This window comes from Variovorax paradoxus EPS (genome assembly GCF_000184745.1).
GTDB classification, from domain to species: domain Bacteria; phylum Pseudomonadota; class Gammaproteobacteria; order Burkholderiales; family Burkholderiaceae_C; genus Variovorax; species Variovorax paradoxus_C.
The window spans coordinates 5,506,326-5,533,323 of record NC_014931.1; the positions used below are offsets into that span (position 1 = coordinate 5,506,326).

The 26,998-nt window shown below is 68.4% G+C and carries 32 protein-coding genes; 21 read left to right on the top strand and 11 right to left on the bottom strand.

What is annotated here, in order from left to right; genetic code table 11:
• The first annotated feature begins 4 nt into the window (after nucleotides 1–4).
• The 3 genes from VARPA_RS25240 to VARPA_RS25250 all read left to right on the top strand — a co-directional run bounded on the left by VARPA_RS25240 (nucleotide 5) and on the right by VARPA_RS25250 (nucleotide 1,765).
• Nucleotides 5–721 (top strand): ComF family protein, encoded by a 717-nt coding sequence (locus VARPA_RS25240; RefSeq protein WP_013543425.1) that lies wholly within the window; start codon nucleotides 5–7, stop codon nucleotides 719–721.
• A 31-nt stretch (nucleotides 722–752) separates the two neighbouring features.
• Entirely contained in the window at nucleotides 753–1,214 is a 462-nt protein-coding gene (gene trmL, locus VARPA_RS25245) for a tRNA (uridine(34)/cytosine(34)/5-carboxymethylaminomethyluridine(34)-2'-O)-methyltransferase TrmL (RefSeq protein ID WP_013543426.1), read from the top strand.
• 257 nt (nucleotides 1,215–1,471) lie between these two features.
• A complete protein-coding gene (locus VARPA_RS25250) occupies nucleotides 1,472–1,765 on the top strand; it encodes a hypothetical protein (protein WP_013543427.1) in 294 nt (97 codons plus the stop codon).
• A 16-nt stretch (nucleotides 1,766–1,781) separates the two neighbouring features.
• On the opposite strand, the gene VARPA_RS25255 is transcribed toward VARPA_RS25250, so the two are convergent.
• Together VARPA_RS25255 and VARPA_RS25260 are read right to left on the bottom strand one after the other, a co-directional pair.
• Nucleotides 1,782–2,252 carry a MaoC family dehydratase gene (locus VARPA_RS25255; protein WP_013543428.1) on the bottom strand — a complete coding sequence of 157 codons (471 nt, stop codon included), beginning with the start codon at nucleotides 2,250–2,252 and terminating at the stop codon, nucleotides 1,782–1,784.
• Between the two features lie 75 nt (nucleotides 2,253–2,327).
• Nucleotides 2,328–2,948 carry a ParA family protein gene (locus VARPA_RS25260; protein WP_013543429.1) on the bottom strand — a complete coding sequence of 207 codons (621 nt, stop codon included), beginning with the start codon at nucleotides 2,946–2,948 and terminating at the stop codon, nucleotides 2,328–2,330.
• A gap of 93 nt (nucleotides 2,949–3,041) precedes the next feature.
• On the opposite strand from VARPA_RS25260, the gene VARPA_RS25265 reads away from it, so the two are divergent.
• Both VARPA_RS25265 and kefC read left to right on the top strand, forming a co-directional pair.
• Entirely contained in the window at nucleotides 3,042–3,800 is a 759-nt protein-coding gene (locus VARPA_RS25265) for an NAD(P)H-dependent oxidoreductase (protein ID WP_013543430.1), read from the top strand.
• Between the two features lie 2 nt (nucleotides 3,801–3,802).
• Entirely contained in the window at nucleotides 3,803–5,653 is a 1,851-nt protein-coding gene (kefC, locus tag VARPA_RS25270; protein ID WP_013543431.1) for a glutathione-regulated potassium-efflux system protein KefC, read from the top strand.
• 15 nt (nucleotides 5,654–5,668) lie between these two features.
• On the opposite strand, the gene VARPA_RS25275 is transcribed toward kefC, so the two are convergent.
• Nucleotides 5,669–6,535 (bottom strand): 4-hydroxyphenyl-beta-ketoacyl-CoA hydrolase, encoded by an 867-nt coding sequence (locus tag VARPA_RS25275; protein ID WP_013543432.1) that lies wholly within the window; start codon nucleotides 6,533–6,535, stop codon nucleotides 5,669–5,671.
• A gap of 103 nt (nucleotides 6,536–6,638) precedes the next feature.
• On the opposite strand from VARPA_RS25275, the gene VARPA_RS25280 reads away from it, so the two are divergent.
• Genes VARPA_RS25280 through VARPA_RS25305 form a run of 6 tightly spaced genes read left to right on the top strand, consistent with a single transcriptional unit; the run spans nucleotide 6,639 to nucleotide 13,375 of the window.
• Nucleotides 6,639–7,412 (top strand): crotonase/enoyl-CoA hydratase family protein, encoded by a 774-nt coding sequence (locus tag VARPA_RS25280; protein WP_013543433.1) that lies wholly within the window; start codon nucleotides 6,639–6,641, stop codon nucleotides 7,410–7,412.
• Nucleotides 7,409–9,262 (top strand): feruloyl-CoA synthase, encoded by a 1,854-nt coding sequence (locus VARPA_RS25285; protein ID WP_013543434.1) that lies wholly within the window; start codon nucleotides 7,409–7,411, stop codon nucleotides 9,260–9,262. Before VARPA_RS25280 ends, VARPA_RS25285 begins: the two co-directional genes overlap by 4 nt.
• 22 nt (nucleotides 9,263–9,284) lie before the next feature.
• Nucleotides 9,285–10,049: an SDR family NAD(P)-dependent oxidoreductase gene (locus VARPA_RS25290; RefSeq protein ID WP_013543435.1), complete on the top strand. Its 765-nt coding sequence runs from the start codon at nucleotides 9,285–9,287 to the stop codon at nucleotides 10,047–10,049.
• 35 nt (nucleotides 10,050–10,084) lie between these two features.
• The gene (locus VARPA_RS25295; protein ID WP_013543436.1) at nucleotides 10,085–11,077 is read left to right on the top strand and encodes a Bug family tripartite tricarboxylate transporter substrate binding protein; all 993 of its coding nucleotides are present in this window, start codon (nucleotides 10,085–10,087) and stop codon (nucleotides 11,075–11,077) included.
• A gap of 8 nt (nucleotides 11,078–11,085) precedes the next feature.
• Nucleotides 11,086–12,846, top strand: coding sequence for an acyl-CoA dehydrogenase family protein (locus VARPA_RS25300; protein WP_013543437.1), 1,761 nt, complete (start codon nucleotides 11,086–11,088; stop codon nucleotides 12,844–12,846).
• 37 nt (nucleotides 12,847–12,883) lie between these two features.
• Nucleotides 12,884–13,375: a MarR family winged helix-turn-helix transcriptional regulator gene (locus tag VARPA_RS25305; RefSeq protein WP_013543438.1), complete on the top strand. Its 492-nt coding sequence runs from the start codon at nucleotides 12,884–12,886 to the stop codon at nucleotides 13,373–13,375.
• 107 nt (nucleotides 13,376–13,482) lie between these two features.
• Here the strand turns inward: VARPA_RS25305 and VARPA_RS25310 are convergent, their stop codons facing one another.
• Nucleotides 13,483–14,136, bottom strand: a complete 654-nt coding sequence (locus tag VARPA_RS25310; protein WP_041944000.1) for a TetR/AcrR family transcriptional regulator — start codon at nucleotides 14,134–14,136, stop codon at nucleotides 13,483–13,485.
• 132 nt (nucleotides 14,137–14,268) lie between these two features.
• Here VARPA_RS25310 and VARPA_RS25315 point away from each other — a divergent pair, with 132 nt between their 5' ends.
• From VARPA_RS25315 to VARPA_RS25330, 4 genes are all read left to right on the top strand, one after another.
• Nucleotides 14,269–14,706, top strand: a complete 438-nt coding sequence (locus VARPA_RS25315) for a VOC family protein (RefSeq protein WP_013543440.1) — start codon at nucleotides 14,269–14,271, stop codon at nucleotides 14,704–14,706.
• Nucleotides 14,707–14,763: 57 nt separating this feature from the next.
• Nucleotides 14,764–15,183, top strand: a complete 420-nt coding sequence (locus VARPA_RS25320; protein WP_013543441.1) for a VOC family protein — start codon at nucleotides 14,764–14,766, stop codon at nucleotides 15,181–15,183.
• 43 nt (nucleotides 15,184–15,226) lie between these two features.
• Nucleotides 15,227–16,699 (top strand): DHA2 family efflux MFS transporter permease subunit, encoded by a 1,473-nt coding sequence (locus VARPA_RS25325; protein WP_013543442.1) that lies wholly within the window; start codon nucleotides 15,227–15,229, stop codon nucleotides 16,697–16,699.
• Nucleotides 16,700–16,778: 79 nt separating this feature from the next.
• A complete protein-coding gene (locus VARPA_RS25330; protein ID WP_013543443.1) occupies nucleotides 16,779–17,138 on the top strand; it encodes a DUF1428 domain-containing protein in 360 nt (119 codons plus the stop codon).
• A 121-nt stretch (nucleotides 17,139–17,259) separates the two neighbouring features.
• Here VARPA_RS25330 and VARPA_RS25335 read toward each other — a convergent pair whose 3' ends face one another.
• Nucleotides 17,260–18,018 carry a sulfite exporter TauE/SafE family protein gene (locus VARPA_RS25335; protein WP_013543444.1) on the bottom strand — a complete coding sequence of 253 codons (759 nt, stop codon included), beginning with the start codon at nucleotides 18,016–18,018 and terminating at the stop codon, nucleotides 17,260–17,262.
• A 109-nt stretch (nucleotides 18,019–18,127) separates the two neighbouring features.
• Nucleotides 18,128–18,973, bottom strand: a complete 846-nt coding sequence (locus tag VARPA_RS25340) for an intradiol ring-cleavage dioxygenase (RefSeq protein ID WP_013543445.1) — start codon at nucleotides 18,971–18,973, stop codon at nucleotides 18,128–18,130.
• Between the two features lie 266 nt (nucleotides 18,974–19,239).
• Here VARPA_RS25340 and VARPA_RS31450 point away from each other — a divergent pair, with 266 nt between their 5' ends.
• The 6 genes from VARPA_RS31450 (at nucleotide 19,240) to VARPA_RS25365 (ending at nucleotide 23,090) form a co-directional block, all read left to right on the top strand.
• Nucleotides 19,240–19,416: a hypothetical protein gene (locus VARPA_RS31450; protein WP_013543446.1), complete on the top strand. Its 177-nt coding sequence runs from the start codon at nucleotides 19,240–19,242 to the stop codon at nucleotides 19,414–19,416.
• A 17-nt stretch (nucleotides 19,417–19,433) separates the two neighbouring features.
• The gene (locus tag VARPA_RS25345; RefSeq protein ID WP_167330558.1) at nucleotides 19,434–20,768 is read left to right on the top strand and encodes an NAD(P)/FAD-dependent oxidoreductase; all 1,335 of its coding nucleotides are present in this window, start codon (nucleotides 19,434–19,436) and stop codon (nucleotides 20,766–20,768) included.
• An 82-nt stretch (nucleotides 20,769–20,850) separates the two neighbouring features.
• On the top strand, nucleotides 20,851–21,126 hold the full coding sequence (locus tag VARPA_RS25350; protein WP_013543448.1) for a hypothetical protein: 276 nt from the start codon (nucleotides 20,851–20,853) through the stop codon (nucleotides 21,124–21,126).
• Nucleotides 21,127–21,155: 29 nt separating this feature from the next.
• Entirely contained in the window at nucleotides 21,156–21,584 is a 429-nt protein-coding gene (locus VARPA_RS30315; protein WP_049794468.1) for a hypothetical protein, read from the top strand.
• Nucleotides 21,585–21,670: 86 nt separating this feature from the next.
• Nucleotides 21,671–22,153 carry a host attachment protein gene (locus tag VARPA_RS25360; RefSeq protein ID WP_013543450.1) on the top strand — a complete coding sequence of 161 codons (483 nt, stop codon included), beginning with the start codon at nucleotides 21,671–21,673 and terminating at the stop codon, nucleotides 22,151–22,153.
• 55 nt (nucleotides 22,154–22,208) lie between these two features.
• Nucleotides 22,209–23,090 carry an SIR2 family NAD-dependent protein deacylase gene (locus VARPA_RS25365; protein WP_013543451.1) on the top strand — a complete coding sequence of 294 codons (882 nt, stop codon included), beginning with the start codon at nucleotides 22,209–22,211 and terminating at the stop codon, nucleotides 23,088–23,090.
• A 30-nt stretch (nucleotides 23,091–23,120) separates the two neighbouring features.
• Here VARPA_RS25365 and VARPA_RS25370 read toward each other — a convergent pair whose 3' ends face one another.
• Genes VARPA_RS25370 through VARPA_RS25390 form a run of 5 tightly spaced genes read right to left on the bottom strand, consistent with a single transcriptional unit; the run spans nucleotide 23,121 to nucleotide 26,872 of the window.
• Nucleotides 23,121–23,828 carry a class I SAM-dependent methyltransferase gene (locus tag VARPA_RS25370; protein WP_234974852.1) on the bottom strand — a complete coding sequence of 236 codons (708 nt, stop codon included), beginning with the start codon at nucleotides 23,826–23,828 and terminating at the stop codon, nucleotides 23,121–23,123.
• 26 nt (nucleotides 23,829–23,854) lie between these two features.
• On the bottom strand, nucleotides 23,855–24,382 hold the full coding sequence (locus tag VARPA_RS25375; RefSeq protein WP_144299040.1) for a diguanylate cyclase: 528 nt from the start codon (nucleotides 24,380–24,382) through the stop codon (nucleotides 23,855–23,857).
• Between the two features lie 54 nt (nucleotides 24,383–24,436).
• Nucleotides 24,437–24,910: a DUF2269 family protein gene (locus VARPA_RS25380; RefSeq protein WP_013543454.1), complete on the bottom strand. Its 474-nt coding sequence runs from the start codon at nucleotides 24,908–24,910 to the stop codon at nucleotides 24,437–24,439.
• Nucleotides 24,892–26,367, bottom strand: coding sequence for an SDR family oxidoreductase (locus VARPA_RS25385; protein ID WP_080559418.1), 1,476 nt, complete (start codon nucleotides 26,365–26,367; stop codon nucleotides 24,892–24,894). Before VARPA_RS25385 ends, VARPA_RS25380 begins: the two co-directional genes overlap by 19 nt.
• Nucleotides 26,303–26,872, bottom strand: coding sequence for a hypothetical protein (locus VARPA_RS25390; RefSeq protein ID WP_234974854.1), 570 nt, complete (start codon nucleotides 26,870–26,872; stop codon nucleotides 26,303–26,305). Before VARPA_RS25390 ends, VARPA_RS25385 begins: the two co-directional genes overlap by 65 nt.
• Nucleotides 26,873–26,998 lie beyond the last annotated feature (126 nt).

Here is a 26,998-nt window from a genome sequence, read left to right on the forward strand (position 1 = left end):
GACCATGTTCAGCCACCGGGCCCTGAGGCCTTTCACCTCCCTGCTCGCGCGGCTGCCCAGCCAGTGCGAGGTCTGCCGCGCCTGGCCCTCTCAACCGGTGTGCGACGCCTGCGTCTCGCGCTTCGCCCCGCCGGCCGCGCGTTGCGGCGGCTGCGCGCTGCCGGTGCCGGAGGGCGTGGCCCGGTGCGGCGACTGCGTGCTGCACCCGCCGCCGCTGGATGCCTGCGTCGCCGCCTGCACCTACGCATGGCCCTGGCCCGACGCCATCGCCCGGTTCAAGTTTCGCGGCGACGCCGGCTGGGCCGGCCCGTTCGCGACCCTGCTGCGCAGTGCGCCCTGGGTGGAGCCGGCGCTGGAGCAGTGCGACATCGTGCTGCCGATGCCGCTCGCGCCCGGCCGCCTGCGTGAGCGCGGCTTCAACCAGTCGCTCGAGCTCGCGCGCCGCATGGCGCCGGCCAAGACCGACGCGACGCTGTTGCTGCGCACCCGGGAGACCCCCGCGCAGAGCGGCCTTTCGCGCGCCGAGCGCCTGCGCAACCTGCGCGGCGCCTTCGCCGTGGAGCCGTTGCGCGCGGACCGGCTGCGGGAAAAACGCATCGTGCTGGTCGACGACGTGATGACCAGCGGCGCCTCGCTGTTCGCAGCGGCCGGAGTGCTCCGGATGGCCGGCGCGGTGCATATCACCGCGGTCGTGCTGGCCCGGACAGATCCACCGCACTGACCGGTCGACGCGCGCCGCCGACAATCGGCGCATGTTCCATATCGTCCTGGTCCACCCCGAAATCCCGCCGAACACCGGCAACGTGATCCGGCTCGCGGCCAACACCGGCTGCACGCTGCACCTCGTGGAGCCGCTCGGCTTTTCAATGGACGACCGCCTGCTGCGCCGCGCCGGGCTCGACTATCACGAGTACGCCGAGGTGAAGCGCCATGCCGACTGGCAGGCGCTGATCGATGCGGAAAGCGCCGCCGCCGACCGCATGTTCGCCCTCACCACCCGCGGCACGCGCGCCGTGCACGACGTGCGATTCCAACCAGGCGACTGGCTGGTGTTCGGCTCCGAGACCAGCGGCCTACCGCCCGCGGTGCGCGACGGCTTCGCCGAACCGCAGCGCCTGCGGCTGCCGATGCGCGAAGGGCAGCGCAGCCTGAACCTCTCGAATGCGGTGGCGGTGACGGTGTTCGAAGCCTGGCGGCAAAACGGATTCAGCTGAGAAGGTGTGAGCAAACCTACTGTGCGGTCCGATCACGCACCTGCGGTCCTTACCGTACAGAGTACGGCTCCGGTCCTCGGCGCAAGCTCGAACCGCTCGCTACGGTTTCTTCACACCTTCTGACCCTTCGGGCAGCAAGGGCGCATCCGGTCGGCGCGGCGGAGCGTATGGATGACATGCCGGCGCGAAAAGCAGTCGCTGCGACCCGCTCCGGCATCGAGTCCCTCCCTCAATGCTTTGCCTCAAGGAGTTCCATCATGAATGCCAAGTCGATTGCCCTCGCGACCTTCGCCACGCTCGCCCTCAGCACCGGTGCCCAGGCCTTCCAGGGTGAACAGAACCCGCTGCCGCCGGCGCCCTTCCAGTCGACGCTGTCGCGCGCCGAGGTGCAGGCCCAGGCTCGCCAGCCGCTGAAGATCGGCAATGGCGGCACCGGTGTGGCCCAGCAGACCAACGGCAACACCGACCGCGCAGCCGTCCGCGCCAGCGCACTCGGCATCACCCGGCAAGGCGCCGCCACCTACGGCGAAGTGACCGACCGCCGGATGTAAGCAAAAAGCCGCTATTTCAGCGGTATCGGCGCGCCACCGACTCGGCCACGCACGCGGGCTTGGCGGCGCCTTCGAGCTCGATGGTGGTTTCCCAGGTCATCTGGAAACCATCGTCGGCAATCGGCTCCGAGCTCAGCAGCTTCATGCGCGCGCGCAGCCGCTTGCCCACCGGCACCGGCGACATGAAGCGCACCCGGTTCATGCCGTAGTTCACGCCCATGCGCGACTCGACCACATCGATCGCCGCCTCGAAGAATTTCGGCAGCAGCGACAGCGTCAGGAAGCCGTGGGCAATCGGCGCGCCGAAGGGGCCGGCCTTGGCCCGCTCGACGTCGACATGGATCCACTGGTGGTCGCCCGTCGCCTCGGCGAACTGGTTGACCTGCTCCTGCGTGATGGTGATCCAGTCGCTCACGGCGACTTCCTGGCCGACGCAGGCGGAGAGATCCTGAAGGGTCTGGAATGTCTTTTTGGTCATGCGGGGCATTCTGGTGCCAAGGGCTTGGGCGTGGCTGTCGGCATCGCGACAACCGGAGTCAGGGAAAAACCGGGTGCCTCGACTTCAGGCTTCGAGCCATTCGCAGATCGGCTGCCACTGCTCGAGGTCGCGCTGCACGCGGCCCGGTGCGATGTCGAACAGCGTGAGCCCGCGCGCTGCGAGCTGCACGTAGTTCTGGGTGTCGCGCAGCTCGCCCAGCACCGGAACGCCGAGTCCGGCGATGAATTCGTTGAGCCGGTCGGCCGCCAGGGTGCGGGCGTTTACGCGCATGCCCACGAGGCCGATCTTGGTTTTCTCGGCGCGGCGCTGTTCCATCAATCGATCGAGGAAATCGCGCGTCGCGTAGATGTCGAAGATGCTCGGCTGCAGCGGCACGATCACGCGGTCGGCCAGCGCCAGCACTTCCTTGAAGCGCCAGCCGTGCAGGCCGGCGGGCGTGTCGAGCACCGCGTGCGTGGTGCCGCGCGGCGGGCGCACCACGGTGCTGTCGCCGGAGGCTTCCCAGGTGGAAATCGGCCGGGCGATCGGCGGGCGCAGGCCCAGCCAGAGCCGCGAAGACTGCTGGCGATCCACGTCGCCCAGCATCACGGCATGGCCGCGGCTCGCAAAGTAACCCGCGATGTTCGTCGCGATCGTCGACTTGCCAACGCCACCCTTGGGGTTGGCGACCAGGACCACCGGCATGGGAATCTCCTCCAGAGCTGGATCAGGGCCGCATCGTAGTGCCTCGCCCTTTTGGGGGCGGTGAATCGCCTCCGGTTGCGCTATGTTCGCGGCATGACTACAACAACATCTTCGGGAAACCCCGCCGACGAATCCGGCGGCATCTACGTGATCGCGGCCCATCCGCACTGGCGCGATTCGCGCGTCAACCGCCGCATGCTCGCCGCCGCACGCGCAGTGCCGGGGGTGGAGGTCTGCGACCTCTACGGCAGCTACCCCGACTTCGCCATCGACGTCGAGGCCGAGCAGGCCCGGCTCGCGAAGGCCCGCCTTGTCGTGCTGGTGCACCCGATCCAGTGGTATTCGATGCCGGCGCTGCAGAAGCTCTGGGTCGACGACGTGCTCAGCTACGGCTGGGCCTACGGCCCCGGCGGCACCGCGCTGCAGGGCAAGGACTTCTGGCTGGTCGCGACCACCGGCAGCCCCGAGTCGAGCTACCACCCGCAGAACTACCACCGCTATTTCTTCGACGCCTTCCTGCCGCCCTACGAGCAGACCGCCGCGCTCTGCGGCATGCGCTTCTTGCCGCCGCTCATCTTCTACGGCGCGCGCAGCGCCGACGAGGCCGAGGTGACGGCGCATGTCGAGACCTACGCCCAGCGGCTCGGCAGCTACCCCGACTGGCCCGAGATCGAGGAGATCGACGCCTGCATCGCCTGCCCCGTGCCCGAAGCCGACCGCCCGGCCGAATCGGACGACATGGGCCAGGTGGTGTCCAGCACCTTCCACTCCGCGATGACGCGAAGCATCGCCTCCATACCCGCCGCCAACGAAGCCCGGAACAACGACAGCAACCGGGAAGGCACGGCCTGAGCATGGAACACGCACCCGCCTGGCTGACCAGCAGCCTGATCTACCTGGGCGCCGCCGTGCTGGTGGTGCCGCTGTCGAAGTTCCTCGGGCTCGGCTCGATCATCGGCTACCTCGTGGCCGGCATCGCGATCGGCCCGTGGGGCCTCGGCCTCGTGTCCAGCGTCGAAGACGTGCTGCATTTCGCCGAGTTCGGCGTGGTGCTGATGCTGTTTCTTGTGGGCCTCGAACTCGAACCCAAGCGCCTCTGGAACCTGCGCCGCCCCATCTTCGGCTGGGGTGCGGCACAGGTGCTGAGCTGCGCCGCAGTGCTCTTCGCCGTGGGCTGCGCGCTCGGGGCTGAATGGCGTGTGTCGCTGGTGGCATCGCTGGGCCTCGCGCTCTCTTCCACCGCCATCGCGCTGCAGGTGTTCGGCGAACGCAACCTGCTGAAAACGCCGAGCGGCCAGGCCGGCTTCTCGATCCTTCTGTTCCAGGACGTGGCGGCGATCCCGATCCTTGCACTGCTGCCGCTGCTGGCCGGTGCCACCGCCGCCGAGCATTCGCTCAGCGGGCTGGACCGCGCGCTCGAGGCGCTGAAGATCGTCGGCGTGATCGCCGGCATCATCCTCGGCGGCCGCCTCTTGCTGCGCCCCCTCCTGCGCTGGATCGCCCGCAGCAATACGCCCGAGATCTTCACCGCCGCGGCGCTGCTGCTCGTGGTGGCCATCGCGGCGCTGATGCAACTGGTGGGCTTGTCGATGGCGCTCGGCGCCTTCCTCGCCGGCGTGCTGCTGGCCGAAAGCGAATACCGGCGCGAACTCGAGACCGACATCGAGCCCTTCAAGGGCTTGCTGCTCGGCCTTTTCTTCATCGCAGTGGGCATGTCGATCAACTTCGGCGTGCTGATCGCGAGCCCCTGGCTGATGGCCGCGCTGGTGATCGGCTTCATGGCCATCAAGCTGGTCGTGATCTACGCGCTCGCCAGGGCGATGGGCCTGGCCTACCAGGAGCGGCCGGTGTTCACGCTGCTGCTCGCGCAGGGCGGCGAGTTCGCGTTCGTGGTGTTCCAGGCAGCGGGGCCGGACGTGCTGCCGCCCGAGATCACATCGCTCCTGATCGGCGCGGTGGCGCTGTCGATGCTGCTGTCGCCGCTTCTCCTGGTGCTGCTCGACAAGTTCGTGCTGCCGCGCTACAGCCGCAACACCGGCCCGCAGCTGGAGGAAATTTCCGAGCAGCAGGACGCCAAGGTGCTGATCTGCGGCTTCGGCCGCTACGGCCAGATCGTCGGGCGCATGCTGATGTCGCAGGGCCTGCGCGTGACGGTGCTGGACCACGACGCCGACACCGTCGAGGGCCTGCGCCAGTTCGGCTTTCGGGTGTTCTATGGCGACGCGACGCGCCTCGATCTGCTGCGCACCGCGGGCGCGGGATCGGCCAAGGCCATCGTGGTGGCGGTGGACGACATCGAGCAGTCGCTGGAAATCGTCGACCTCGTGAAGGAGAACTTCCCGCAGGCCCGGATCATTGCGCGGGCCCGCAATGTGACGCACCTGTTCCAGTTGCGCGACCGCGGCGTGACGGACGTCGAGCGCGAGGTGTTCGAGTCGTCCCTGCGCAGCGCGCGCGCCACGCTGGAGGCGCTGGGCTGGCCGGCGCACGAGGCGCGTGAGTCGACGATGCGGTTTCGCCGCCGGAACATCAAGCTCAGCGACGAGATCTATCCGCACTACAAGGACCGGGCCAAGCTGATCGCGGCCAACAAGGCGGGTCGCCAGCAGTTCGAGGAGCAGATGGCGCGAGAGCGCGAGGAGCGGCAGCGCCGCTCGGGGCGCGATTGGGACCGGATCGACGAGAAGGAAGAGGCGGATTCGTAGCCCGCCCTCCTGTCGTCAGCCTTCGAGTTTCAGCAGCCGGACGGCGTTGCCCTTCAATATCCCGGGCATCACCTCCGGCTTGAACCCTGCCGCCTCGAAGTCCTTCATCCAGCGGTCGGGCGTGATCAGCGGGTAGTCGCTGCCGAACAGGATGCGGTCCTTCAGCAGCGTGTTCGCGTACTGCACGAGCTGCTTCGGAAAGTACTTCGGGCTCCAGCCCGAGAGATCGATCCACACGTTGGGCTTGTGGGTGGCCACGCTCAGCGCCTCGTCCTGCCAGGGAAAGCTGGGGTGGGCCATGACGATCTGCATGTCGGGGAAGTCGATGGCCACGTCGTCCAGGTGCATCGGGTTGCTGTACTCCAGCCGCAATCCGCCGCCGCAGCGCATGCCCGAGCCGATGCCGCTGTGGCCGGTGTGAAAGATCGCCGGCAGGCCGTACTCGGCAATCACCTCGTAGATCGGCCATGCCATCTTGTCGTAGGGGTGGTAGCCCTGCACCGTCGGATGGAACTTGAAGCCCTTCACGCCGTGCTCCTCGATGAGCCGGCGGGCCTCGCGCGCGCCCATCTTTCCCTTGTGCGGATCGACGCTGCCGAAGGCAATCATCATGTCGCTGTTGTTTTTCGCGTGCTCGGCGATTTCCTCGTTCGGAATGCGGCGCCGGCCCATGTTCGACTCGGCATCGACCATGAACATCACCAGCCCGATCTTTCTTTCACGGTAGTACGCCACGCTCTCGGCAATGGTCGGGCGGCCGCTGGAGCCGAAGTACTTGTCGGCGGCGCGGTCGTACTCCTCGCCGTAGTTGTCGAACGGATTCCAGCAACTCACTTCGGCGTGGGTGTGGATGTCGATGGCGATCAGGTTCCGGTGGTCCATGTCGTGTCTCCGATGCGGGTAAATCCCTAGGATCCGAGGCATTCAAATGCCTTGAGTTGATTATTTATCATAACCATAATTCGACTCACACTCAAACCCGATCATGACCAATCCCGACCTCCAACTCGACATTCGCGACGACGTCGCCATCGTTCGCCTCGCGCGCGGCGCCAAGCGCAATGCGCTGTCGGACGGCCTGATCCTCGCGTTGCGCGACACCTTCGAGCAACTGCCCCCCACCGTGCGCGCCGCGGTGCTCGATGGCGAGGGCCCGCACTTCTGCGCCGGCCTCGACCTTTCTGAACTGAAAGAGCGCGACGCCGGCCAGGGCATGCAGCACTCGCGCCTGTGGCACGCCGCCCTCGACCTGATCCAGCACGGCCCCGTGCCGGTGGTCGCGGCGCTGCACGGCGCGGTGGTCGGCGGCGGGCTCGAACTGGCAAGCGCCTGCCACATCCGCGTGGCCGACCGCTCCACCTTCTACGCGCTGCCCGAAGGTTCGCGCGGCATCTTCGTGGGCGGCGGCGGCTCGGTGCGCATCCCCAAGCTGATCGGCGTGGCCCGCATGACCGACATGATGATGACCGGCCGCGTCTACAACGCGGAAGACGGCGAGCGCGCCAACTTCGCGCAGTACCTGGTCGACGAAGGCACGGCCTTCGACAAGGCCTTCGAGCTCGCCAAGCGCATCGCCACCAACGCGCCGCTCACCAACTACGCGCTGATGCACGCGCTGCCGCGCATCGCCGAACAGTCGGCCGACCACGGCTTCTTCACCGAGGCGCTGATGTCCGGCATCGTGCAGGCCGCGCCCGAAGCGAAGGAGCGCGTGCGCGATTTCCTCGAAGGCCGCGGCGCCAAGGTGAGCAAGGGATGACCGCCATCCGCTACCGTCCGCTCGCGTTCGGCGTGACCCGCGCGGTACTGCGCGACGGCGCGCCGGGCACGCAGTACCTGCAGGCCGAGACACAGCTCGAGGCTTATCGCGAGCGCATGACCGACCGCCTCGCGCACTGGGCCGAACACGCACCCGACCGCACCTTCATCGCCCGCCGCGAGCGGCTGGCCGACGGCAGCACCGGCGACTGGCTGCGTGTGTCCTACGCGCAGGCCCTGCAGGAAGCGCGCAGCATCGGACAGGCGTTGCTCGACCGCGGCCTCGATGCCGAGCGCCCGGTCGCGATCCTCAGCGAGAACGGCATCGAGCACGCGCTGCTCGCGCTCGGCTGCCTCTACGCGGGCGTTCCGTATTGCCCCGTGTCGCCGCCCTATTCGCTGGTGAGCCAGGACTTCGAGAAGCTGCGCCACGTGCTGGACACGCTCACGCCGGGCCTGGTGTTCGCCGCCGATGCAGCGCGCTACGGCCGCGCCATCGAAGCTGCCGTGCCGGCCGGCACCGAGGTCGTGCTCGCTGAAGGTCAGATCACGGGCCGCGCCACCACGCGCTTCGACATGCTCGCGTCCACGCCGGCCACGCCCGCCATCGATGCCGCGATGCGCGCGACCGGACCCGACACCATCACCAAGTTCCTCTTCACCTCGGGCTCGACCAAGATGCCCAAGGCGGTGATCAACACGCACCGCATGTGGTGCGCCAACCAGCAGCAACTGCGCCAGTCGATTCCCGCGCTGGGCGACGAGCCGCCGGTGCTGGTCGACTGGCTGCCCTGGAACCACACCTTCGGCGGCAACCACAACGTGGGCATCGTGCTGGACAACGGCGGCACGCTCTACATCGACGACGGCAAGCCCACGCCTGCGGGCATGGCCGAGACGCTGCGCAACCTGCGCGAGATTGCGCCCACCATCTACTTCAATGTGCCGACCGGCTTCGAGGCAATCGCGAACGCGATGGAAACCGACGCGGTGCTGCGCCGCAACCTGCTGTCGCGCGTGAAGATGTTCTTCTACTCGGGCGCTGCGCTGTCGCAGCCGATCTGGGACAGCCTGCACAAGACGCAGGAGGCCGAGGTCGGCGAGCGCATCGTGATGGGCACGGGCCTGGGCATGACCGAGTCGGGCCCGTTCGCGCTCTACGTCACCGGGCCTGAAGTGAAGTCGGGCGACATCGGCCTGCCCGCGGCCGGCATCGAAATCAAGCTGATCGAGGTCGACGGCAAGACCGAGGTGCGCTACCGCGGCCCCAACATCACGCCCGGCTACTGGCGCGCGCCCGATGCCACGGCCGAGGCCTTCGACGAAGAAGGCTTCTTCTCGACCGGCGACGCGGTGAAGTGGATCGACGACGCGAACATCCACCGCGGCCTGCGCTTCGACGGCCGCATCGCCGAGGACTTCAAGCTCGCCACCGGCACCTTCGTGAGCGTGGGCCCGCTGCGCGCGAAGATCATCGCGGCCGGCGCGCCCTACGTGCAGGACGCGGTGCTGACCGGCATCAACCTGAAGGAAGTCGGCGCGCTGATCTTCCCGACGCAGAAGGTGCGGCAGCTCGCGGGGCTGGGTGCCGACGCCACGATGCAGCAGGTGCTCGAAAGCGCACCGGTCCAGGCGCACTTCCAGCAAGTGGCGAACGACCTGGCCGCCATGGGCACCGGCAGCGCGAACCGCATCGCGCGCCTGCACCTGATGGCCGAGCCGCCCTCCATCGACAAGGGCGAAGTGACCGACAAGGGCTCGATCAACCAGCGCGCCGTGCTCAAGCACCGCGCCGCGCTCGCCGACGCGATGCATGCGGGCACGCTGCCCTTCACGCTGACGCCCCGCTAATTTCTTCCAGGAGACAACACACATGAAGATCGAAGGACAAGCCGCCCTCGTCACCGGCGGCGCATCGGGCCTCGGCGAAGCCACTGCGCGAGAACTCGCGCGCCTGGGCGCCAAGGTCGCCGTGCTGGACCGAAACGCCGAGCTCGCAGAAAAGGTCACCGCGGAAATCGGCGGCATCGCCTGCGCCTGCGACATCACCGACACCGACAGCGTCACCGCCGCACTCGACAAGGCCGCGGCCGCGCATGGCCCCGCGCGCATCCTGATGAACGTCGCCGGCATCGGCAGCGCCAAGCGCATCGTCGGCAAGGACGGCAACCCGGCACCGCTCGAAGACTTCGTGCGCGTGGTCAACATCAACCTCATCGGCGGCTACAACATGGCGCGCCTCTTCGCGGCACGCTGCGCCAAGCTCGACGCGCTCGACAACGGCGAGAAGGGCGTGATGCTCTTCACCGCTTCCGTCGCAGCCTTCGACGGGCAGGTCGGCCAGCAGGCCTACAGCGCCTCCAAGGGCGGCCTCGTAGGCATGACGCTGCCGATGGCGCGCGACCTCGCGCAGCACGCCATCCGCGTGTGCACCGTGGCGCCCGGACTCTTCGCCACGCCGCTGCTGCTGGAGCTTCCCGAAGCCGTGCAGCACTCGCTGGCCGCATCGATCCCGTTCCCGCCGCGCCTGGGCAAGCCTTCGGAGTTTGCCGAACTGGCCTGCCACATCGTGACGAACGGCCACCTCAACGGCGAAGTGATTCGCCTCGATGGCGCGCTCCGCATGGCGCCGCGCTGATTCCAGCCCCAGCAGCAAAAAACCGGAGACAAACCATGACCAACCGACGTCAGTTCGTGAACATGCTCGGCGGCACAGCCGCCATCGGCGCCCTGCATCCCCTCGCCGCGCTCGCCCAACTGGTGCAGCAGCAGGTGAAGATCTACTACGGCTTCCCTGCCGGCAGCGCAGGCGACAGCGTGGCGCGCCGCGTGGCCGACAAGGTGGGCAACACGCCCTTCACCCAAACGAACCCGGTGGTCGAGAACAAGCCCGGCGCGGGCGGACGCATCGCGTTGGACACGCTCAAGACCTCGCCGGCCGACGGTTCGGTGCTGTGCCTCGCGCAGGCCTCGGCGCTGTCGATCTATCCGCACATCTACACCAAGCTGGCCTACACCATTCCGGACTTCGCACCGATTTCCATCGGCGCCGTGATGACGCACGGCCTGGCCGTCGGCCCGATGGTGCCGGCCAGCGTGAAGACGCTGAAGGACTACATCGCCTGGGCCAAGGCCAACCCCGGCCAGGCCAGCTACGGCTCGCCGGGCGCTGGCTCCACGCCGCACTTCCTGGGCGCGCTGCTCGGCCTGAGCACCGGCGCCGACCTGCGCCACGTGCCCTACCGCGGCTCGCTGCCCGGCATCAACGACGTGGTGGGCGGGCAGATCGCCTCGTGCGTGACGCCGGCGGGCGACTGCCTGCCCTTCGCCAAAGCCGGCAAGCTGCGCGTGCTCGCCACCTCGGGCGCACAACGCCCGGCCTACCTGCCCGATGTGCCGACCTTCACCGAACAGGGCTTCCCGGAGATCGTCGCCGACGAATGGTTCGGCTTCTTCGCGCCGGCGAAGACGCCCGCACCCGTCGTCAACGCCGCGAGCACCGCGATCCAGGCCGCGCTCAAGGACAAGGCCGTGGCCGACGGCTTGCTGTCGGTCGGGCTGATCGCGCATGGTTCCTCGCCCGAGGAGATGAAGAAGTCGCTGCAGGCGGAGTACGAACGTTGGGGTCCGCTGGTCAAGAAGATCGGCTTCACCGCCGAGTCCTGAAGCAGCCGATGGATTACCGGCCCCGCCCCGAAGACGTCCGCTTTCTCCTGAACGCGGTGCTCGATGCGCCTGCGCGGCTGCAGGCGCTCGCGCCCTTCGCGGAGGTCGACGAGGCGCTGCAATCGCAGGTGCTCGACGAAGCCGCGCGCTTCGTCGGCGATGTCGTGGCGCCGATCAATCGCGAAGGCGACGAAATCGGCTGCCACTTCGACAAGGGCGAGGTCGTCTCGCCGCCGGGTTTCCGCGCGGCATACCAAGCCTTCGTCGATGGCGGCTGGCCCGCGCTCTCCGCCGCGACGGAAGACGGCGGCCAGGGCCTGCCCTCGGTGCTCGAAGCCGTACTCTACGAATGGCTCAGCGCCGCGAACCACGGGCTCACGATGGCGCCGGGCCTGCTGCACGGCGCCTACGCTTGCATCAAGCACCATGGCAGCGACGAACTGAAGAGCCGCTACCTGCAGAAGATCGCGACCGGCGAATGGCTCGCCACCATGTGCCTCACCGAATCGCACGCGGGCAGCGATCTCGGCCAGGTGCGCACGCGCGCCGTGCCGCAGGCCGATGGCAGCTTTCGGGTGAGCGGCGGCAAGATCTTCATCTCGGGCGGCGAACACGACCTGACGCCGAACATCGTTCATCTGGTGCTGTGCCGCTTGCCGGATGCGCCGGCCGGGCCGAAGGGCCTGTCGCTGGTGCTCATGCCCAAGCTGCTGCCCGATGGCGCGCGCAACGCGGTGCACTGCGAGCGCATCGAGGAAAAGATGGGCCTGCATGGCAGCCCGACCTGCTCGATGCGCTTCGACGACGCCACCGGCTGGCTGGTCGGCGAAGCGGGCCGCGGCCTCGCCGCGATGTTCGTGATGATGAATTCGGCGCGACTGCATGTAGCGCTGCAAGGCATCGGCCTGCTCGACGCCGCCTGGCAGAAGGCCGACGCCTACGCAGCCGAGCGCCGCCAGATGCGCGCACCTGGCGCCGTGCCCGCGAACCGGGGCACGGAAGCGGCCGACCTGATCGCCGAGCACCCCGCCATCCGCCGCATCCTCGACACGCAGCGCGCCTGGATCGACGGCGCGCGCACCCTCGCCTACCGCAGCGCGCTGATGCTCGATGTGGCCGCGCACGACGCCGACCCCAAGGCCCGCGAGCGCGCGCAGCGCTGGTGCTCGCTGGTCACGCCGGTGCTCAAGGCGGCCTGCACGCACCAGGCCTTTCACGGCGCGAGCGAATGCCTGCAGGTGTTCGGCGGCCATGGCTACGTGCGCGAGTGGGGCATCGAGCAAGTGGTGCGCGACGCGCGCGTGACGATGATCTACGAGGGCACCAACGAGATCCAGGCGATCGACCTCCTGGTGCGCAAGGTGCTGCCGGACGGCGGCGCCGCGATGTCGGCCGTGCTGCTCGAACTGCGCGACACGCTCGATGCATCGCGCGAGGCCGACGCCGATGTGCAGCGCCGGCTTGCGCAATTGCGGTATCTCGGCACGACCATCGCGATGTCCGCGCATGCCAACCCCGTGCTGCCGTACGAAGTGGCCGACGACTACCTGCGGGTGGTGATGCTCACGATGATGGCCTGGGCCTGGGCGCGCATCGAGGCAACGGACGAAAGCACCTCGGCAGGCCACGCCGGCCGGGTGCGAGCGGCTGCGGCTTTCCGCCGCTGGGTGCTGCCCGAGTTCGAGATGCGGCTGGGCATCGTCAAGCGCGCCTGCGAAGGCATCGCCCTTTCGCACGCAGCGGCAGCAGCGGAAGGTGTCGCGCGGTAGATTCCCAGCACTGCCTCGGCCGGTTACGCTCGGGGCCATGCCTGCTCCCGCCAAGAAAACCTCCACGAAGAACGAGCCCGCTGCCTCCGCACCGGGTCGTTCGGACCGGCTCGATGCCCGCGTGCTCGAAACCCTGGTCGGCTACAACGCCCGCCGCGCCTGGCTGATCATCAGCAGCGTGTTTTCGGAGCGCATGGCGCCCTACGGGCTCAAGCAGATCGATTTCTCGGTGCTCTCGCTGCTGGCGCACAACCCGGGCGCCACCTCGCGGCAGCTGTGCACCACGCTCGACATCCTGCCGCCCAATCTCGTGAGCCTCGTGGCCACGCTGGACAGCCGGGGGCTCATCGAGCGCCGGCCGCATCCACATGACGGCCGGGCGGTGGGGCTGCATCTCACCTCCGCCGGGGAAGCGCTGGTACGGGACGCCGAGCAGACCGTGGTGCAGTTGGAGGCCGACGCCAGCGCGCAGCTCACGGCGCGCGAGCGCGAGACGCTGATCAAGCTGCTGCAGAAGATCTATCTCTGAGAAAGACCCAACCGTTCGGGCTGAGCTTGTCGAAGCCTTGCGCGGCGCTTCGACAAGCTCAGCGTGAACGGTTTTTTTAGTTCTCTTGGCGTGAAATCGTGGGCGGGCTACAGGCCCCGTTCGACCATGTCGATCAGCCGCTGTCCCAGCGCCTGCGTGGTCTCCGCATCGAGCGTGCGCAGCGGCCCGTGAATGATGAGCAGCGCCAGCCCGTGCACCGCCGACCACGCGAGAAATTCCGCATTCGGGCGGCGCGCCGCATCGAGCACGCCGGCGTCCACCAACCGGTCGATCGCCGAACCCAGCAACTGAAACGGCCCCATGCCGCTCGCCCCTGCGGCCGTGGGCCCCACTTCGCCCTCGCCCTCCTCGGTCACCACGAACGCCGTGCGGAAGAGACCCGGCTCGGCCTGCGCGAACCGCAGGTAGGCCGTGCCGATGGCGCGCACCTGCGCACGGGCGAAATCGGCGGGCGGTTGGTCGAAATGCAGCACGGCCAGTTCGGACTCCATTGCCTTGGCAGCAGCCGAAAGCGCTTCGCCGCGCACCGCCAGCAGCAATTCCTGCCGGCTGCCGAAATGCCGGTACGCCGCATTCGGCACCACGCCCACGCGGCGCGTGGCCTCGCGCAGCACCACGGCGTCGGGCCCGCCGTCGCGCGCCAGTTCGACGCCCGCCTCGAGCAGCGCACGGCGCAGATCGCCGTGGCGGTAAGTGCTGCGGGCGGGCGGCAGGCTTTCGGGGACGTTGTTCAGCTTCATTTCGATTTCCATGTGGACACTGTCCATTATCCCTGCTATTCTTTGTGGACGGTGTACACAAAGTAGTTCCATCGTATTCGCGCAGAAGCCGCTGCGCATTCTTGAAACCTTTATCAGCCCAAAGGAAATGCCATGAAAGTTCAGTCTTACCTGTCCTTCGAAGGCCGTTGCGACGAAGCGATCGCTTTCTACAAGAAGGCGCTCGGCGCCGAAGTCGTCCAGCTCATGCGCTACAGCGACGCGCCGGCCGACGCGTTCGAAGGCAACACCGACGCCAGCTGCGCAGGCGCCACGCCCGGCCCCGACAAGGTGATGCATTCGGTGCTGCGCGTCGGCGAAACCGAGCTCATGCTCTCCGACGGCCAGTGCTCCGGCAAGGCGGAGTTCAAGGGAATCATGCTGTCGATCACCGCGTCCACCGATGCCGATGCGCGCAAGTGGTTCGATGCGCTGGCCGATGGCGGCCACGTCATGCAGCCGCTCACGCCGACCTTCTTCACCAGCAACTTCGGCATGCTGGCCGACCGCTACGGCGTGGCCTGGATGCTGGTGGTGGACGCCGCCAATTAACCCCGTTGCCGCCCGCCAAGACGGCCACCGAAAAGCAACCACCTCCAAGGAAATCTCATGTCTCCCATCCACGCCTACCTCACCTTCGACGGCAACGCACAGGAAGCCATGCGCTTCTACGAAAAGACCCTCGGCGGCACCATCCAGATGATGATGACCATCGGCGAAGCGCCCGACACCGAGCAGATGCCCGCCGACGTCAAGAAGCGGATCATGCATGCCTCCCTCGCCTATGGCGAAGGCATGCTCATGGCCTCCGACACCATGCCCGGCCAGACCTACGAAGGCATGAAGGGCTTCGGCGTTGCGCTGACGCTGGACACCGTCGCAGACGCGCGCCGCGTGTTCGATGCCTTCGCCGAAGGCGGCACCGTGTCCATGCCCTTCGAGAAGACCTTCTGGGTCGAAGGCTTCGGCATGGTGACCGACCGGTTCGGCACGCCCTGGCTCATCAACGGCGGCAAGCCGCTGGTTTAAAAAACGCAACGCCGCCTCGGCGGCCTTTTCAGGAATCCACTCCATGACCGACACACTCGACAACCGGAAGCGCTGGCTCGCATTGATGGTGCTCTGCCTCGGCGTCCTGATGATCGTGCTCGACACCACGATCGTGAACGTGGCATTGCCCTCGATCCGCACCGACCTCGGCTTCACCGAGACCTCGCTGGTGTGGGTGGTCAATGCCTACATGCTGACCTTCGGCGGCTTCCTGTTGTTGGGGGGCAGGCTCGGCGACCTGTACGGCCACCGCAAGCTCTTTCTGATCGGCCTCGTGCTCTTCACCGTCGCCTCGCTGGCCTGCGGCCTTGCCAATTCGCAGGTGCTGCTGGTCGCCGCGCGTGCGGTGCAGGGGCTGGGCGGCGCGGTGGTCTCGGCCGTCTCGCTCTCGCTGATCATGAATCTCTTCACCGAACCGGCCGACCGCGCGAAGGCGATGGGCGTCTACGGTTTTGTCTGCGCGGGCGGGGGCAGCATCGGCGTGCTGCTGGGCGGGCTGCTCACGAGCTCGCTGAGCTGGCACTGGATCTTTCTTGTAAACCTGCCGATCGGCGTGGCGGTGTATGCGCTCTGCGTGGCGCTGCTGCCCAACGCGCGCGGCCAGGCGCATGGCGAAAAGCTCGACGTGGCCGGCGCGGTCACCGTCACGCTGTCGCTCATGCTCGCGGTGTACGGCGTGGTCAACGGCAACGAGGCCGGCTGGGGTTCCACGCAGACGCTGGGCCTGCTCGGTGCGGCGGTGGTGCTGCTGGCCATCTTCATTGCCATCGAATCGCGCGTCGAGCATCCGCTGATGCCGCTCGGGCTCTTTCGCCTTCGCAGCGTGTCGGTCGCCAATGTGGTGGGCGTGCTGTGGGCAGCGGCGATGTTCGCGTGGTTCTTCATCTCGGCGCTCTACATGCAGCTGGTGCTGAACTACACGCCGATGCAGATCGGCCTCGCCTTCCTGCCGGCCAACATCATCATGGCGGTGTTCTCGCTCGGCCTCTCGGCCAGGCTGGTGATGCGCTTCGGCATCCGCAAGCCGCTCGCCGTCGGGTTGTGGCTTGCTGCCATCGGGCTCGCGCTCTTTGCGCGCGCACCGGTCAACGGCAGCTTCGTGGTCGACGTGCTGCCCGGGATGATGCTGCTGGGTCTCGGCGCGGGCATGGCCTTCAACCCGGTGCTGCTCGCAGCCATGAGCGAAGTCGATCCCGCCGACTCGGGCCTCGCCTCGGGCGTGGTCAACACCGCCTTCATGATGGGCGGCGCGCTCGGCCTGGCCGTGCTGGCCAGCGCTGCCGCAGCGCGCACCGGGTCCATGGCAGCCGCCGGCGCGCAGTTGCCGCTCGCGCTCACCGGTGGCTACAACCTTGCATTTCTCGTCGGCGCCGTGTTCGCGGCACTGGCGGGTTTGATCGGGGCCTTGCTGCTTCGCACCGCACCGCCGGCGCAAATGCAGAACAACGAAGAGGCAGCGGCACCCCGCGGGGCGGCGAGCGAATCGGCGTCGTGACGATGAAGATGCGCACGACGCCATGCAGCCGCCGCTGTTTTTCCTCCAACGTTTCTATCTTTCTTTCAGGAGATCTCCCATGGCTCGCTATGTAGACGGTTTCATCGTTGCCATTCCCACCCAGAACGTCGAGGCGTATCGCAAGCTCGCACGCAAGGCCGGCAAGGTCTGGATGGAGTACGGCGCGCTCGAATACGTGGAGTGCATCGCCGACGACGTGAAGCCCGGCAAGCTCACTTCGTTCCCGCAGAGCGTGAAGCTCAAGGCCGACGAGACCGTGGCCTTCTCGTGGATCGTCTACAAGTCGCGCAAGCACCGCGACACGGTGAACAAGAAGGTGATGGCCGATCCGCGCATCGCGGCCATGGACCCGAAGACGATGCCGTTCGATGCGAAGCGGATGATCTTCGGCGGCTTCAAAAGCATCGTCGAGCTTTAAGCTCGCCCCCAGGCTCCGCGCACTTCGTGTCGCTTCTCCTCCCCCTACCGGGGGCAACACCTGAGGCCCGGCAAAGCCGGTTCCTCGGTGTTCCACGAAGGGGCCTGGCCCGCGGCCGGCCTCAGGCGAGGAAGCCGTCGTAGACGAGCTTCAGGCCCGTCAACAGCATGCCCAGGTACACGAAGCGATAGAACCACGTCGCGTCGATGCGCCTGGCGATGCGGATGCCCACCCACACGCCGAGCGGCGCGAACGGCATCAGCGCCACCGAGGTGGCCAGCGTGCGCAAGTCGATGAGGCCGAGCCACGCATAGGGAATCCACTTGCTGAGATTCACCACGAAGAAGAAGTACGCCATCGTGGCCGTGAACACCACCGGCTTGAGCCTGAGCGGAATCACGTAGGCATTGATCGGCGGCCCGCCCGCGTGGGCGATGAAGCTCGTGAAGCCCGACACCACGGTGAGCGCCGCGCCCACGCCGCGCGAGGGCAGCGGATCGTCGGGCTTGGGCGGAAACACGAGCCGCTGCGCCAGGAACAGCAGCGTGAACACGCCGACGATGCCCGCCACCGTGTGCGCCGACAGCACGCGGAACAGCAGCGTGCCGACCACCGTGCCGACGAGCCCGAACGGAATCAGGAACTTGAGCAGCGACCGGTCGAAGTCGCGCCGGAACGCGGCGATTCCCAGCACGTCCATCAGCAGCAACAGCGGCATGAGGATCGCCGCGGCCTGCGGCACCGTGACCGCGAGCGCCATCAAGGGCACCGCGAGCGAGCCGAAGCCCGCGCCGAAGCCGCTCTTGCTGATGCCCAGCAGCAGCACGGCCGGGATGGCGACCGCATAGAAATGCGGATCGGTGATGAGGGGAAAGTCCATGGGTGTGAAGAGCGCAAGCGCCGGGCGCAGAAAAAAGCCTGCACTGGCGGCAGGCTCGGCGAGCGTAGCAGGATGGTCTCGGGCGCGCGCGCCGTAGCTCTTCGCTTCCTCAGGCGGCCTGGGCTTGCTTCAGCGGATTCAGCACGAAGTCGAAATCCAGGCGCCAGCGGCCGTCGGCCTGTTGCTTCCACGGCGCGACCAGCGACTGGCGCACCGCGAACACCGCGTCCGAATCGAGCCACTGGTCGCCCTCGCGGAACACGTGCGTGATGAGGTTTTCATAACCGGGCGCCTCGATCTTGAAATGCAGATGCGCGGGCCGCCACGGATGGCGTTTGGTCGCACGCAGCAGGTCGCCCACGGGCCCGTCGACCGGAATCGGATAGGCCTGGGCCAGCACGCTCCTGAAATGCAGCGCGCCGTCGGGTCCGGTGCGCAGGCGGCCGCGGTTCTCGGCGTGGTCGAGCCCGTCGTGCTGCACGTCGTAGTGGCCGCCCTCGTCGGCCTGCCACACATCGACAACCGCGCCGGCCACCCGCTCGCCGTCGAGCCCGCGCACCGTGGCGTACACATCGCAGGGCACGCCCGCGGCGCCGTTGGCCACGTCGTCCCCATGCTCGTATTCGGGCGCGCCTTCCACATAGAAGGGCCCGAACACCGTGGCCTCTGTGCAGCCGGCCGGCTTGCCGTTGTTCATGGCGATGGTGAGCATCGAGAGGCCCAGCACGTCCGACAGCAGGATGAACTCCTGGCGCTTGTCGTCGCACATCTGGCCGGTGGCCGTGAGGTACTGGATGCCCTGGAACCATTCGGCTTCGGTGAGCTTCACCTCGCGCGCAAAGGCGTGCAGGTGCTGCACGAGGCTGGTCAGGATCTCGTGCAGCCGCGGATCGGGCGTGTCGGCCAGGCGCGCGAGCACGGCTTGGGTGATGTTGTCTTGGTTGAGGTTGCGCATCGTGGCTGTCTCCATGGTCCTGCCGTCGCCATGCCGGTCGTGTCCGGCCTTTTGGGGGTGCTGCGAACTGTAGGCCGCACGCCGCGCACCCGAAAGCGCCAGGGCGCAAATGATTTTTCCGCCCAGCGGAACGGTCGCGGGGTTGGCAGCCATCGAAGACGCGGCCCACCATGTGCCCGGCGCTGGTGGCTCGACGGGAATTTGTCCGACGCCGCATGGCCGGCCGTCTGCCAAAAACGCATTCCTTCGAGTCTTGGAGAACGCGCATGGATGAACGAACAGAGCGCAGCGCCCCGCCGCAACGCCGGCGAGGCGCGCCCGTGTGGATCTTGCTGGCCGCCGTCATTGCAGTGATCGGCGCCCTGCTCTATTTCCATGACGACTACCGCGCGAGCACCGCGCGCACCGCCGTGCCCGGGCCGGCGCCCGTTCCAGGCAAGTGATGAGGACGGACGCGATGATGTCGACCCCGCGCCCGGGCGCGGGCGCCGCGCCGACGACGGCGCGGACGGTGGTGATCGGCGGCGGCGCCGCAGGCCTCGAGTTCCTGACCAGGCTTGCGCGGCAGCGGCCCCACGGGCGCGGACGGCAAGGCCTCGTGCTCGTCGACCGTGCGCTCGCGCATGTCTGGAAGCCGCGGCTTCACGAGATCGCGACCGCGATGCAGAACCAGAGCGCGGCCGAGAGTTCGTTCCTCGCGCATGCGAACGCACATGGCTACCGCTTCGAGATCGGCGCATTGCGGTCGATCGATCCGTCGGCTCACGAGGTGCACCTGGACGCCCTGACAGGGCCCGACGGGCGCGAACTGCTGCCGCCACGCACGATCGGCTACGGGCAACTGGTGCTCGCGCTGGGCAGCGAAGAGAACGATTTCGGCACGCCCGGCGCACGCGAGCACTGCCTGTTCCTGAACACGCCGGCGCAGGCGATGCAGATTCGCGAAGCGCTCCTTGCGCGGGCCTTCAGACTCGCCCGCGGGCAGCAGGAGGCGCTGTCGATCGCCATCGTGGGCGGCGGCGCAACCGGCGTGGAGCTGGCCGCGGAAATCCGCGATGCGATGGACGCGCTCTGGCAGCACGAGCCCGGGCTGGAACGCGACCGCGTGCGGCTCACCGTGATCGAGGGCGCGGACCGCCTGCTCGCGGCGAACCCGCCGGAGGTGTCCGAGTACGCCCAGGCGTCCTTGTCCCGGCGCGGCGTGGCGATGGCGCTCGCCGAACGCGTGGTGGCGGTCGATGCGAACGGCCTGGCCCTCGCGAGCGGCAGGCGCGTCGATGCCGAGCTGAAGATCTGGACCGCCGGCATCCGGGGCCCGCGCGTGCTGGAAGATTCGCCCGAGCTGCCGCGCTCGGCGTCCGGCCGGGTGCGGGTCGACGAAAGGCTCCAATGCGATGGCGTGCCGCGCGTACATGCCATCGGCGATTGCGCCGAATGGATCGATCCCGCCTCGCAAAGACCCGCGCCCTACACCGCCCAGATCGCATCGGCCCAGGCCCGCTATCTCGCGCGTGCGTTCGCCTTGCGCATGGCCGGCTACGAGCCGCCGCCCTTCCGCTTCAAGACCGCGGGGGCCATCGTCTCGCTCGGCGAACCGGGCGCGGCGGGCAATCTCACCACCCGCTTCGGAAGGCGCAGCCGCGACCGGTTCATCCAGGGCATGAGCGCGCAACTCATCTATGCGGCGCTGTACCGCCGGCACGAATTCGAAGTGCACGGATGGCCGAGGGCGATGGCCCGGTGGCTGGCCGAGCGGCTCAGCCGCTCGTACGAGCCGGCGATCAAGCTGCACTAGGACTTCTGTCCACACAACGGGCATACCGCTTGCCGGACCGTTCCAGGCCGCTTGGGCAGGAACCGCAAGGACGACAAGTCACATGAACAACGAGCACCTGTACATCGGACGCTTCCGCCAGGATTCCTGGGAGTTCCTGCTGTTCGTCGTCCGCGTTTCGGGCGAAGGAAACATCTCGGGCGCCGTCGAGATCCAGCGGTTCGGCGCGACCCAGGGGACCTTCTCGTCCAGCGGAGTCTTCAAGACCCGGCAGCAGCTGACCACGCATCTCAAGCAGCGCGCCTGCCAGTGGGCACGCTCCCGCTTTGCGCAGGAAGCACGCCTCGAGGCCGCCGACCATGGCGCGTCGTTCAGGTGATGCGGGAGCACGTCCGAAAGGGCCTGCGGATGGCCCAGCAACTGTGCTGCGCAAGGATCGGGCTCGAGGTCCTGCGCCTGCAGGCCGGCCATGCGGTCGTCGTGCGCACACCGTGCGCCGTGCAAGTGGCCGAAGGAAAGGTGGCCGCATGCGAAGCCGACGTGGCCGACTTCATGGACAGCTTTGCATGGTCGGGCGGCTTGCACGAGTTCAGGCTCTGCCGTGCGCTCTACCTGCGGATGCTGCTGTCGAGCGCGCCCGCGCGGCTCGCCGCATGGAAGACGCCGGGCCGAAGCGCCGTCGGCATGTCGCGCTCGCAGCTTTACGAGACGGTCGCGCATCGGCTGGAGCAAGGGGAACTGCGGGAGATCGAGCACTCGATGTCCGCGCAGGAGCGCACGGTGTACGCATGCCTCCTTGCCTTCTACCGGCGCGCGGACGACGCGCCGCTGCCCTGAGCGCCAAGCTGCGGCGCGCGCGCCGTCGGGCATCTCGCTTGCCGCGCATTGCACAGGGCAATTGACGACCCGGCAAAGGAGATCGAATGACTACGAAATGGGTGTTGGTGGCCGACGAGGCGATCGCACGGATCCTGGTGCAGACGCGGGGGGCCGGCGCGCTCGACAGCGTCGAGGAACTGACAGATCCCGCGGCGCATGCAAAGGAATCGGACCTGGTGCGCGATGCGGCCGGCCGGCGGGCCGGCAGCGCGACCCACAGCGCCCGGCCCACCACCCCGCATCGCATCCGCAGTTCCGCCAACGCCACGGCATCCGCCGGGGAGAGCGAACGCCACCTCGAAGCCGCGGACTTCGCCCGGCGCGTCGCCACGCATCTGTCGGGCGCCCGGCAGCAGCGGCGCTTCGATGAGCTCGCGATCGTCGCGGCGCCGCGTTTCCTGGGGCTGCTGCGAAAGGCCATTGCCGACGATGTGGCGGGCTGCGTGACGCAGACCCTGGACAAGGACCTGGTGCACCTGACGAACGAGGAGATCGCCGCGCGCATCGCCACCCGCCCGGGCAACTGAAGACGCGCCGTGCGAACGGCCCGGCGTCCGCCGTACACCTGCTGAGCTTGCAGACATGCCATCCACGCGAACACGCACCCGCCCGCGTAGCGAACGGCGGCCGACCGCACCCATCGGCACCGGCACGGGTGCCGACGAGACCATGCGGCAACTTCGGGACATCCACCGACGCGGAAAGCTGCTGCTGTTCGTGGGCGCGGGCGTGTCCATGGGACTGGGCCTGCCGCCGTGGCAAACCTTGATCGAGCACATGGCCAGGGAACTGGACGTGGAAGCCACCGCCTTCGCGGACAAGGGCAGCTATCTCACGCTGGCCGAATACTTCCGGATCAAGCACGGCAGCATCGGCCCCCTGCGCAGCTGGATGGACCGCGAATGGCATCCCCGCGACGTGGAGCTGGGGAAGTCGCGCATTCACGAGCTGATCGCCAAGGGGCTCTTTCCGCTGATCTACACGACCAACTACGACCGCTGGCTGGAAAGCGCCTTCGAGCACCACAAGGTGGCCTACACGAAGATCGTGAGCGTGGCCGACCTCGCCAAGCTTCGGCCCGATGCCACCCAGATCATCAAGTTCCACGGCGACCTGGAGGACGACGCCTCCATCGTGCTGGACGAAAGCAGCTACTTCCGGCGCCTCGATTTCGAATCGCCGCTGGACATCAAGCTGCGCGCCGACGTGCTGGGACGCACCGTCATGTTCATCGGCTACAGCCTCGCGGACGTCAACATCAGGTATCTCTTCTACAAGCTCTCCCGCCTGTGGAAGTCGTCGGTGCCGAACGTCGCGCAGCCGGTGTCCTACCTGTTCTCGCCTTCGGCGAACGAAGTGCAGCGGGCGGTGCTGGGCCAGTGGGGCATCGAGATGGTCCACCTGGGCGGCGACCCGTCGCAGGCGCTGATCCGCTTCCTGGAGACGGTGCTCGACGACGAATAGCGGCGTGCCGCGCGTGCACGCCCGTGGGGTTCAGACGATGCCTTCCTGCCGGGCCACCGAGCGCCCGTCGCGGCTCCAGACGGTGAGCAGGAAATCTTCCTCTTCGTGACGCACGAGCCGGTGCAGTCCAATCGTGTCCAGGAGCGCATGGGCGGCCTCGGCATCCAGTTCGCGCGCATCGAACGGATGGCGCCAGTCGCAGGCGACGAGCACGCCGTCGCCGTCGAGCGAGGCGGCACATCGCTGCCCGAGATGGGCCACTTCGGCGGCATCCAGAAAAGAGCACAGCTCGCTGACAACGATGAGATCGAAGCGGCCCGCCGCCGCCGGCCACTGCGTGGGAACGCAATGCTCGGCGAATTCGACGTTGTGCAATGCGTGAACCTTCTGCCGGGCCTGGGCCAGCGCCGCGCCGCAGAAATCGCTGGCGAGCACCTGGTCGCACCGGGCGGCCAGCTCGAACGTGAGTTCGCCGCTGCCGCAAGCCGGCTCGAACGCGTGCACGAAACGCTCCCGCGGCAAGGCGTCCAGCAGCACCCGGCGCTTGCGCCGCTCGTACCAGCGCCGCCGCGTGCCATAGGGATCGCGCCGGCGATAAAGCACATCGAAATACACCTGCCTCGCCACCGGCGTGCGGTCGGCCGGCGAGGCACGCGATGCGGCGGGCGCGCTGCCCGAAGCTGATCCCGATATCGTCATGTCCACTTCCTGGTGTTGCGTGATGCGTTCACCCGGCAATCGGGATGCCAGCGGTGACCACGCCGTCACCGATCCTTTGGTTCCGCCGCAGCACGCTTGCAGCGCCACAGCTCCTCCGCATAGCAGCCGGCCAGCAGCAGCCCGCCGGCGATCACCGTCCCCACGTAGGCCGCCGGGAGCATGTCGCGCCGCGGCACCGGCGCGAACGATGCCGCGTCCCACCCACGGCCCAGGCCCACGAGCGACAGCGCCTGGTCCCAGTGCAGCGACGCGAGCAGCGCGATGGCGGCCAGCGGCAGGATTTCCTGCACGCTGTGCACCATCTGTTCCAGCGGCGAGATGCTGCGGCGCGGCGCGGCCCACCTCAGGTCGACGTACACCGTGAGTTCGTGCGCCACGAATGCCGCCATGCACAGTGCCAGCACGCCGGCATTCACCTCCAGCAGCAGCACCGCCAGAACGGCCACGCCCATCTCGGCGAACATGAGCACGTGCAGCACCGATTCGCGCACGCCGGCCGTCGCCTCGATGCGCGCGCGCCGGTGCAGGGCCCAGTCGGCCGCGCCCGCCGCCAGCCAAAGCGGCATTGCCACGAACATCAGAAGAAACTGCTGCGGCACCCGAGGCCTCCCGGACGGTACGGGGCTTCAAGCGCCCAAGGCAGGCTTGGCGATCATGAGCCAGAAGAGCGCCAGAAAAAGAAAGAACGCCGGCACGCCGAGCACTACCCACCAGCGAAAAAGCTGCCAGTAGCGCGGCGGCAGCGCAGTGCCCTCGCGCGCCGCTTCGGCCGCGAGGTCGCGCAGGCGCATCTGCAGCCACACCACCGGCAGCCAGCAGGCGATGGCCAGCACATAGCAGACGATCGAGGCCTTCAGCCATGGCGTGGACAGCGGCAACTGCAGCCGGTGCACCAGCCAGAAGCCGGTGAGCGGCTGCAGCACCGCGGTGGTCGCGGTGAAGAGCCAGTCGGCCCGCACCACCATGCGCGCAACCACGGCCACCGCACGCACATCGCGCGACAGCGTGGTCGCCAGCAGGTAGAACGCGGAGCCGAGGCCGGTGCCGAAGAGCAGCGTCGAGGACACCACGTGCAGGTACTTCACGAAGAGGTATTCCATGGATTCCTTTCCGCACGCCGCAACGCCGCGCGCCCCGGCGTGCGCCCGACGCCCGGCGCGTCCATGGCCCACAGGAGCGCGACGGCCGCGCACATCGGCAGGTTCTTGGAGAGCGGGCCGAAGGGATGGAGCCAGAACTCCGGCATCGCCCAGCTGATGGCCAGCGTGTAGAACGCGATCAGCGCGAGTTGCAGGGGCCACAGCAGCCGCGCCCGCCACCGGCCCGGCAGCGCGAGCGTTCCGATGCCCAGCGCCAGGTCGAAGAGCGCGGCGCCGTCGAGCAGCAGTTCGGCCCAGGCGCCGCCGGCGCCCACGCGCGCGAGCAGCGCCAGGCTCTGGTCGCGCGGATAAAGGCCAATGGAGACGACGAAGGTCCAGATCCATACCAACGCCACCGCCACCCGCAGCACCGGCAGCAGCGACCACAGCCATGCCGCCCGGCGCAACGCCTCGGCGCGGCCCGCGTCGACGAAGCGCTCGTGCGATCGCGGCGGACGGCCGAGCCAGCGGGTGAATTCGTCCGCCGGCGCGGCGTTGCCCTGCAGCAGCATGCCGGCCGTGTCGGCATCCAGAAAGCTGTGGCGCCATCGGCCCGCGATGCTCGCCGCACGCCGGAACGCGGCCTCCGGCATCGGCAGCAGCAACGGCCGCTGCCGGTGGCCCAGTTGGCGGCGCAGGTCCAGCAGGTAGGTGCGCAGCATCACCGCGCGCGCGCCCACAAAGGCGATGGTGCGGCTGCCCGGCAGACGGGCGTCGGCCAGCGCCAGCACGCCGGCCACCACGTCGTCGAGGTGCACGGGTTGCAAGGGCTGGCGTCCGCCGCCCGGCAGCGCCAGGAGCGGCATCACCGCCAGCGCGGCGAAGAACTGCGCGCTCGCGCCATCCTCGTGCCACACCAGCGAGGGCTGCACGATGGCCGATGCGACATGGCAGCGGCGCAGGCGGTCGTCCGCGCGCGCCTTGCTCCGGTGGTATTCGCTTGCGGCCTGCGCGTGGGCGCCGAGCGCGGAGATCTGGATGACGAGCGCCGCGCCGGCTTTCTCGCAGGCCTCGAAGAGCATGGCCGGGCCGCGGTGATGCACCGCGTCGAACTCGCCCGGCGCGTGCTCGCGCAACACGCCGGCCGCGTTGATCACCACGTCGCCGGGCAGGAGGTGCGGCATCCAGAACGACACCGGCGGCACCTCTGCGAGATCGGCGCGCAGCCAGCGCGTGCGCTGCTGCGGCCAGGCGGCGCGCTCCCGGGCGCTGGAGAGATCGCGCGCCGTGCAGACCAGCCGGGCACCCCGCCGCGCGAATGCCTCCGCCAGTGCATGCCCCAGAAAGCCGGCCGCGCCGACGATCACGATCCTCGCGGCGCGTGCGCCTCCTGGCGCGGCAGCGCGCTGTGTTTCAGCGGCGGCGTCCACGCTCGGCCACCGCGCATCCACACGCCAGCCCGAGGGCGAAGGTGGCATAGACGATCGCCATCGCGCGCGGGGACAGGTGGTGCTCGAAGCCCGGCCGGAGCCGCCGGGGCGTGATGGTGTAGTCGATCGCGAAGGCCGTGGCCGCCGTGGCCGCGGCGCGGGCGATCGCTGCGCCGGGCGAGGCCGCGGGCGGGCGCCTGGCATGGAGCCCCGCATGCAGCACGGCCCAGAACGTCGCGGTGCCGTGATGAATCGCGTAGCCCAGCGCCGTGTGCCGCCACGAGGGCTGCCGGGCGGCCAGCGCCTTGCGGCCCCACAGCCACTGGCTGGTCGCGTTGGTCGGCGCCGCGCTGCTGCCGGTTTCGCGGCGACCGCACCACGCGAGCGCCAGCGTCGAGGCCACGCTCGCGACGGCGCCCCCCACAAGGCCGGTGCGCACTGCGTCCCGCCAGAGCGTCGCCGCGCCTGCCGGTGGATGCTCGGGCTCCGAATGCCCTTGCGACGCGGTGCTGTGCCTGACTTCCGGATCGCCGGTGTTCATCGATATCTCCAAGGTCGTGCGCGAACGTGAAACATGGAACGTGGTCGACGTGGGCCATCGACTGCCAGCGACAGTCCCATACGCAGGCAGCGCCGGTGTCGTCGTTCGGACACCTCTGCTGTAGGTGCTGTCTCGCGG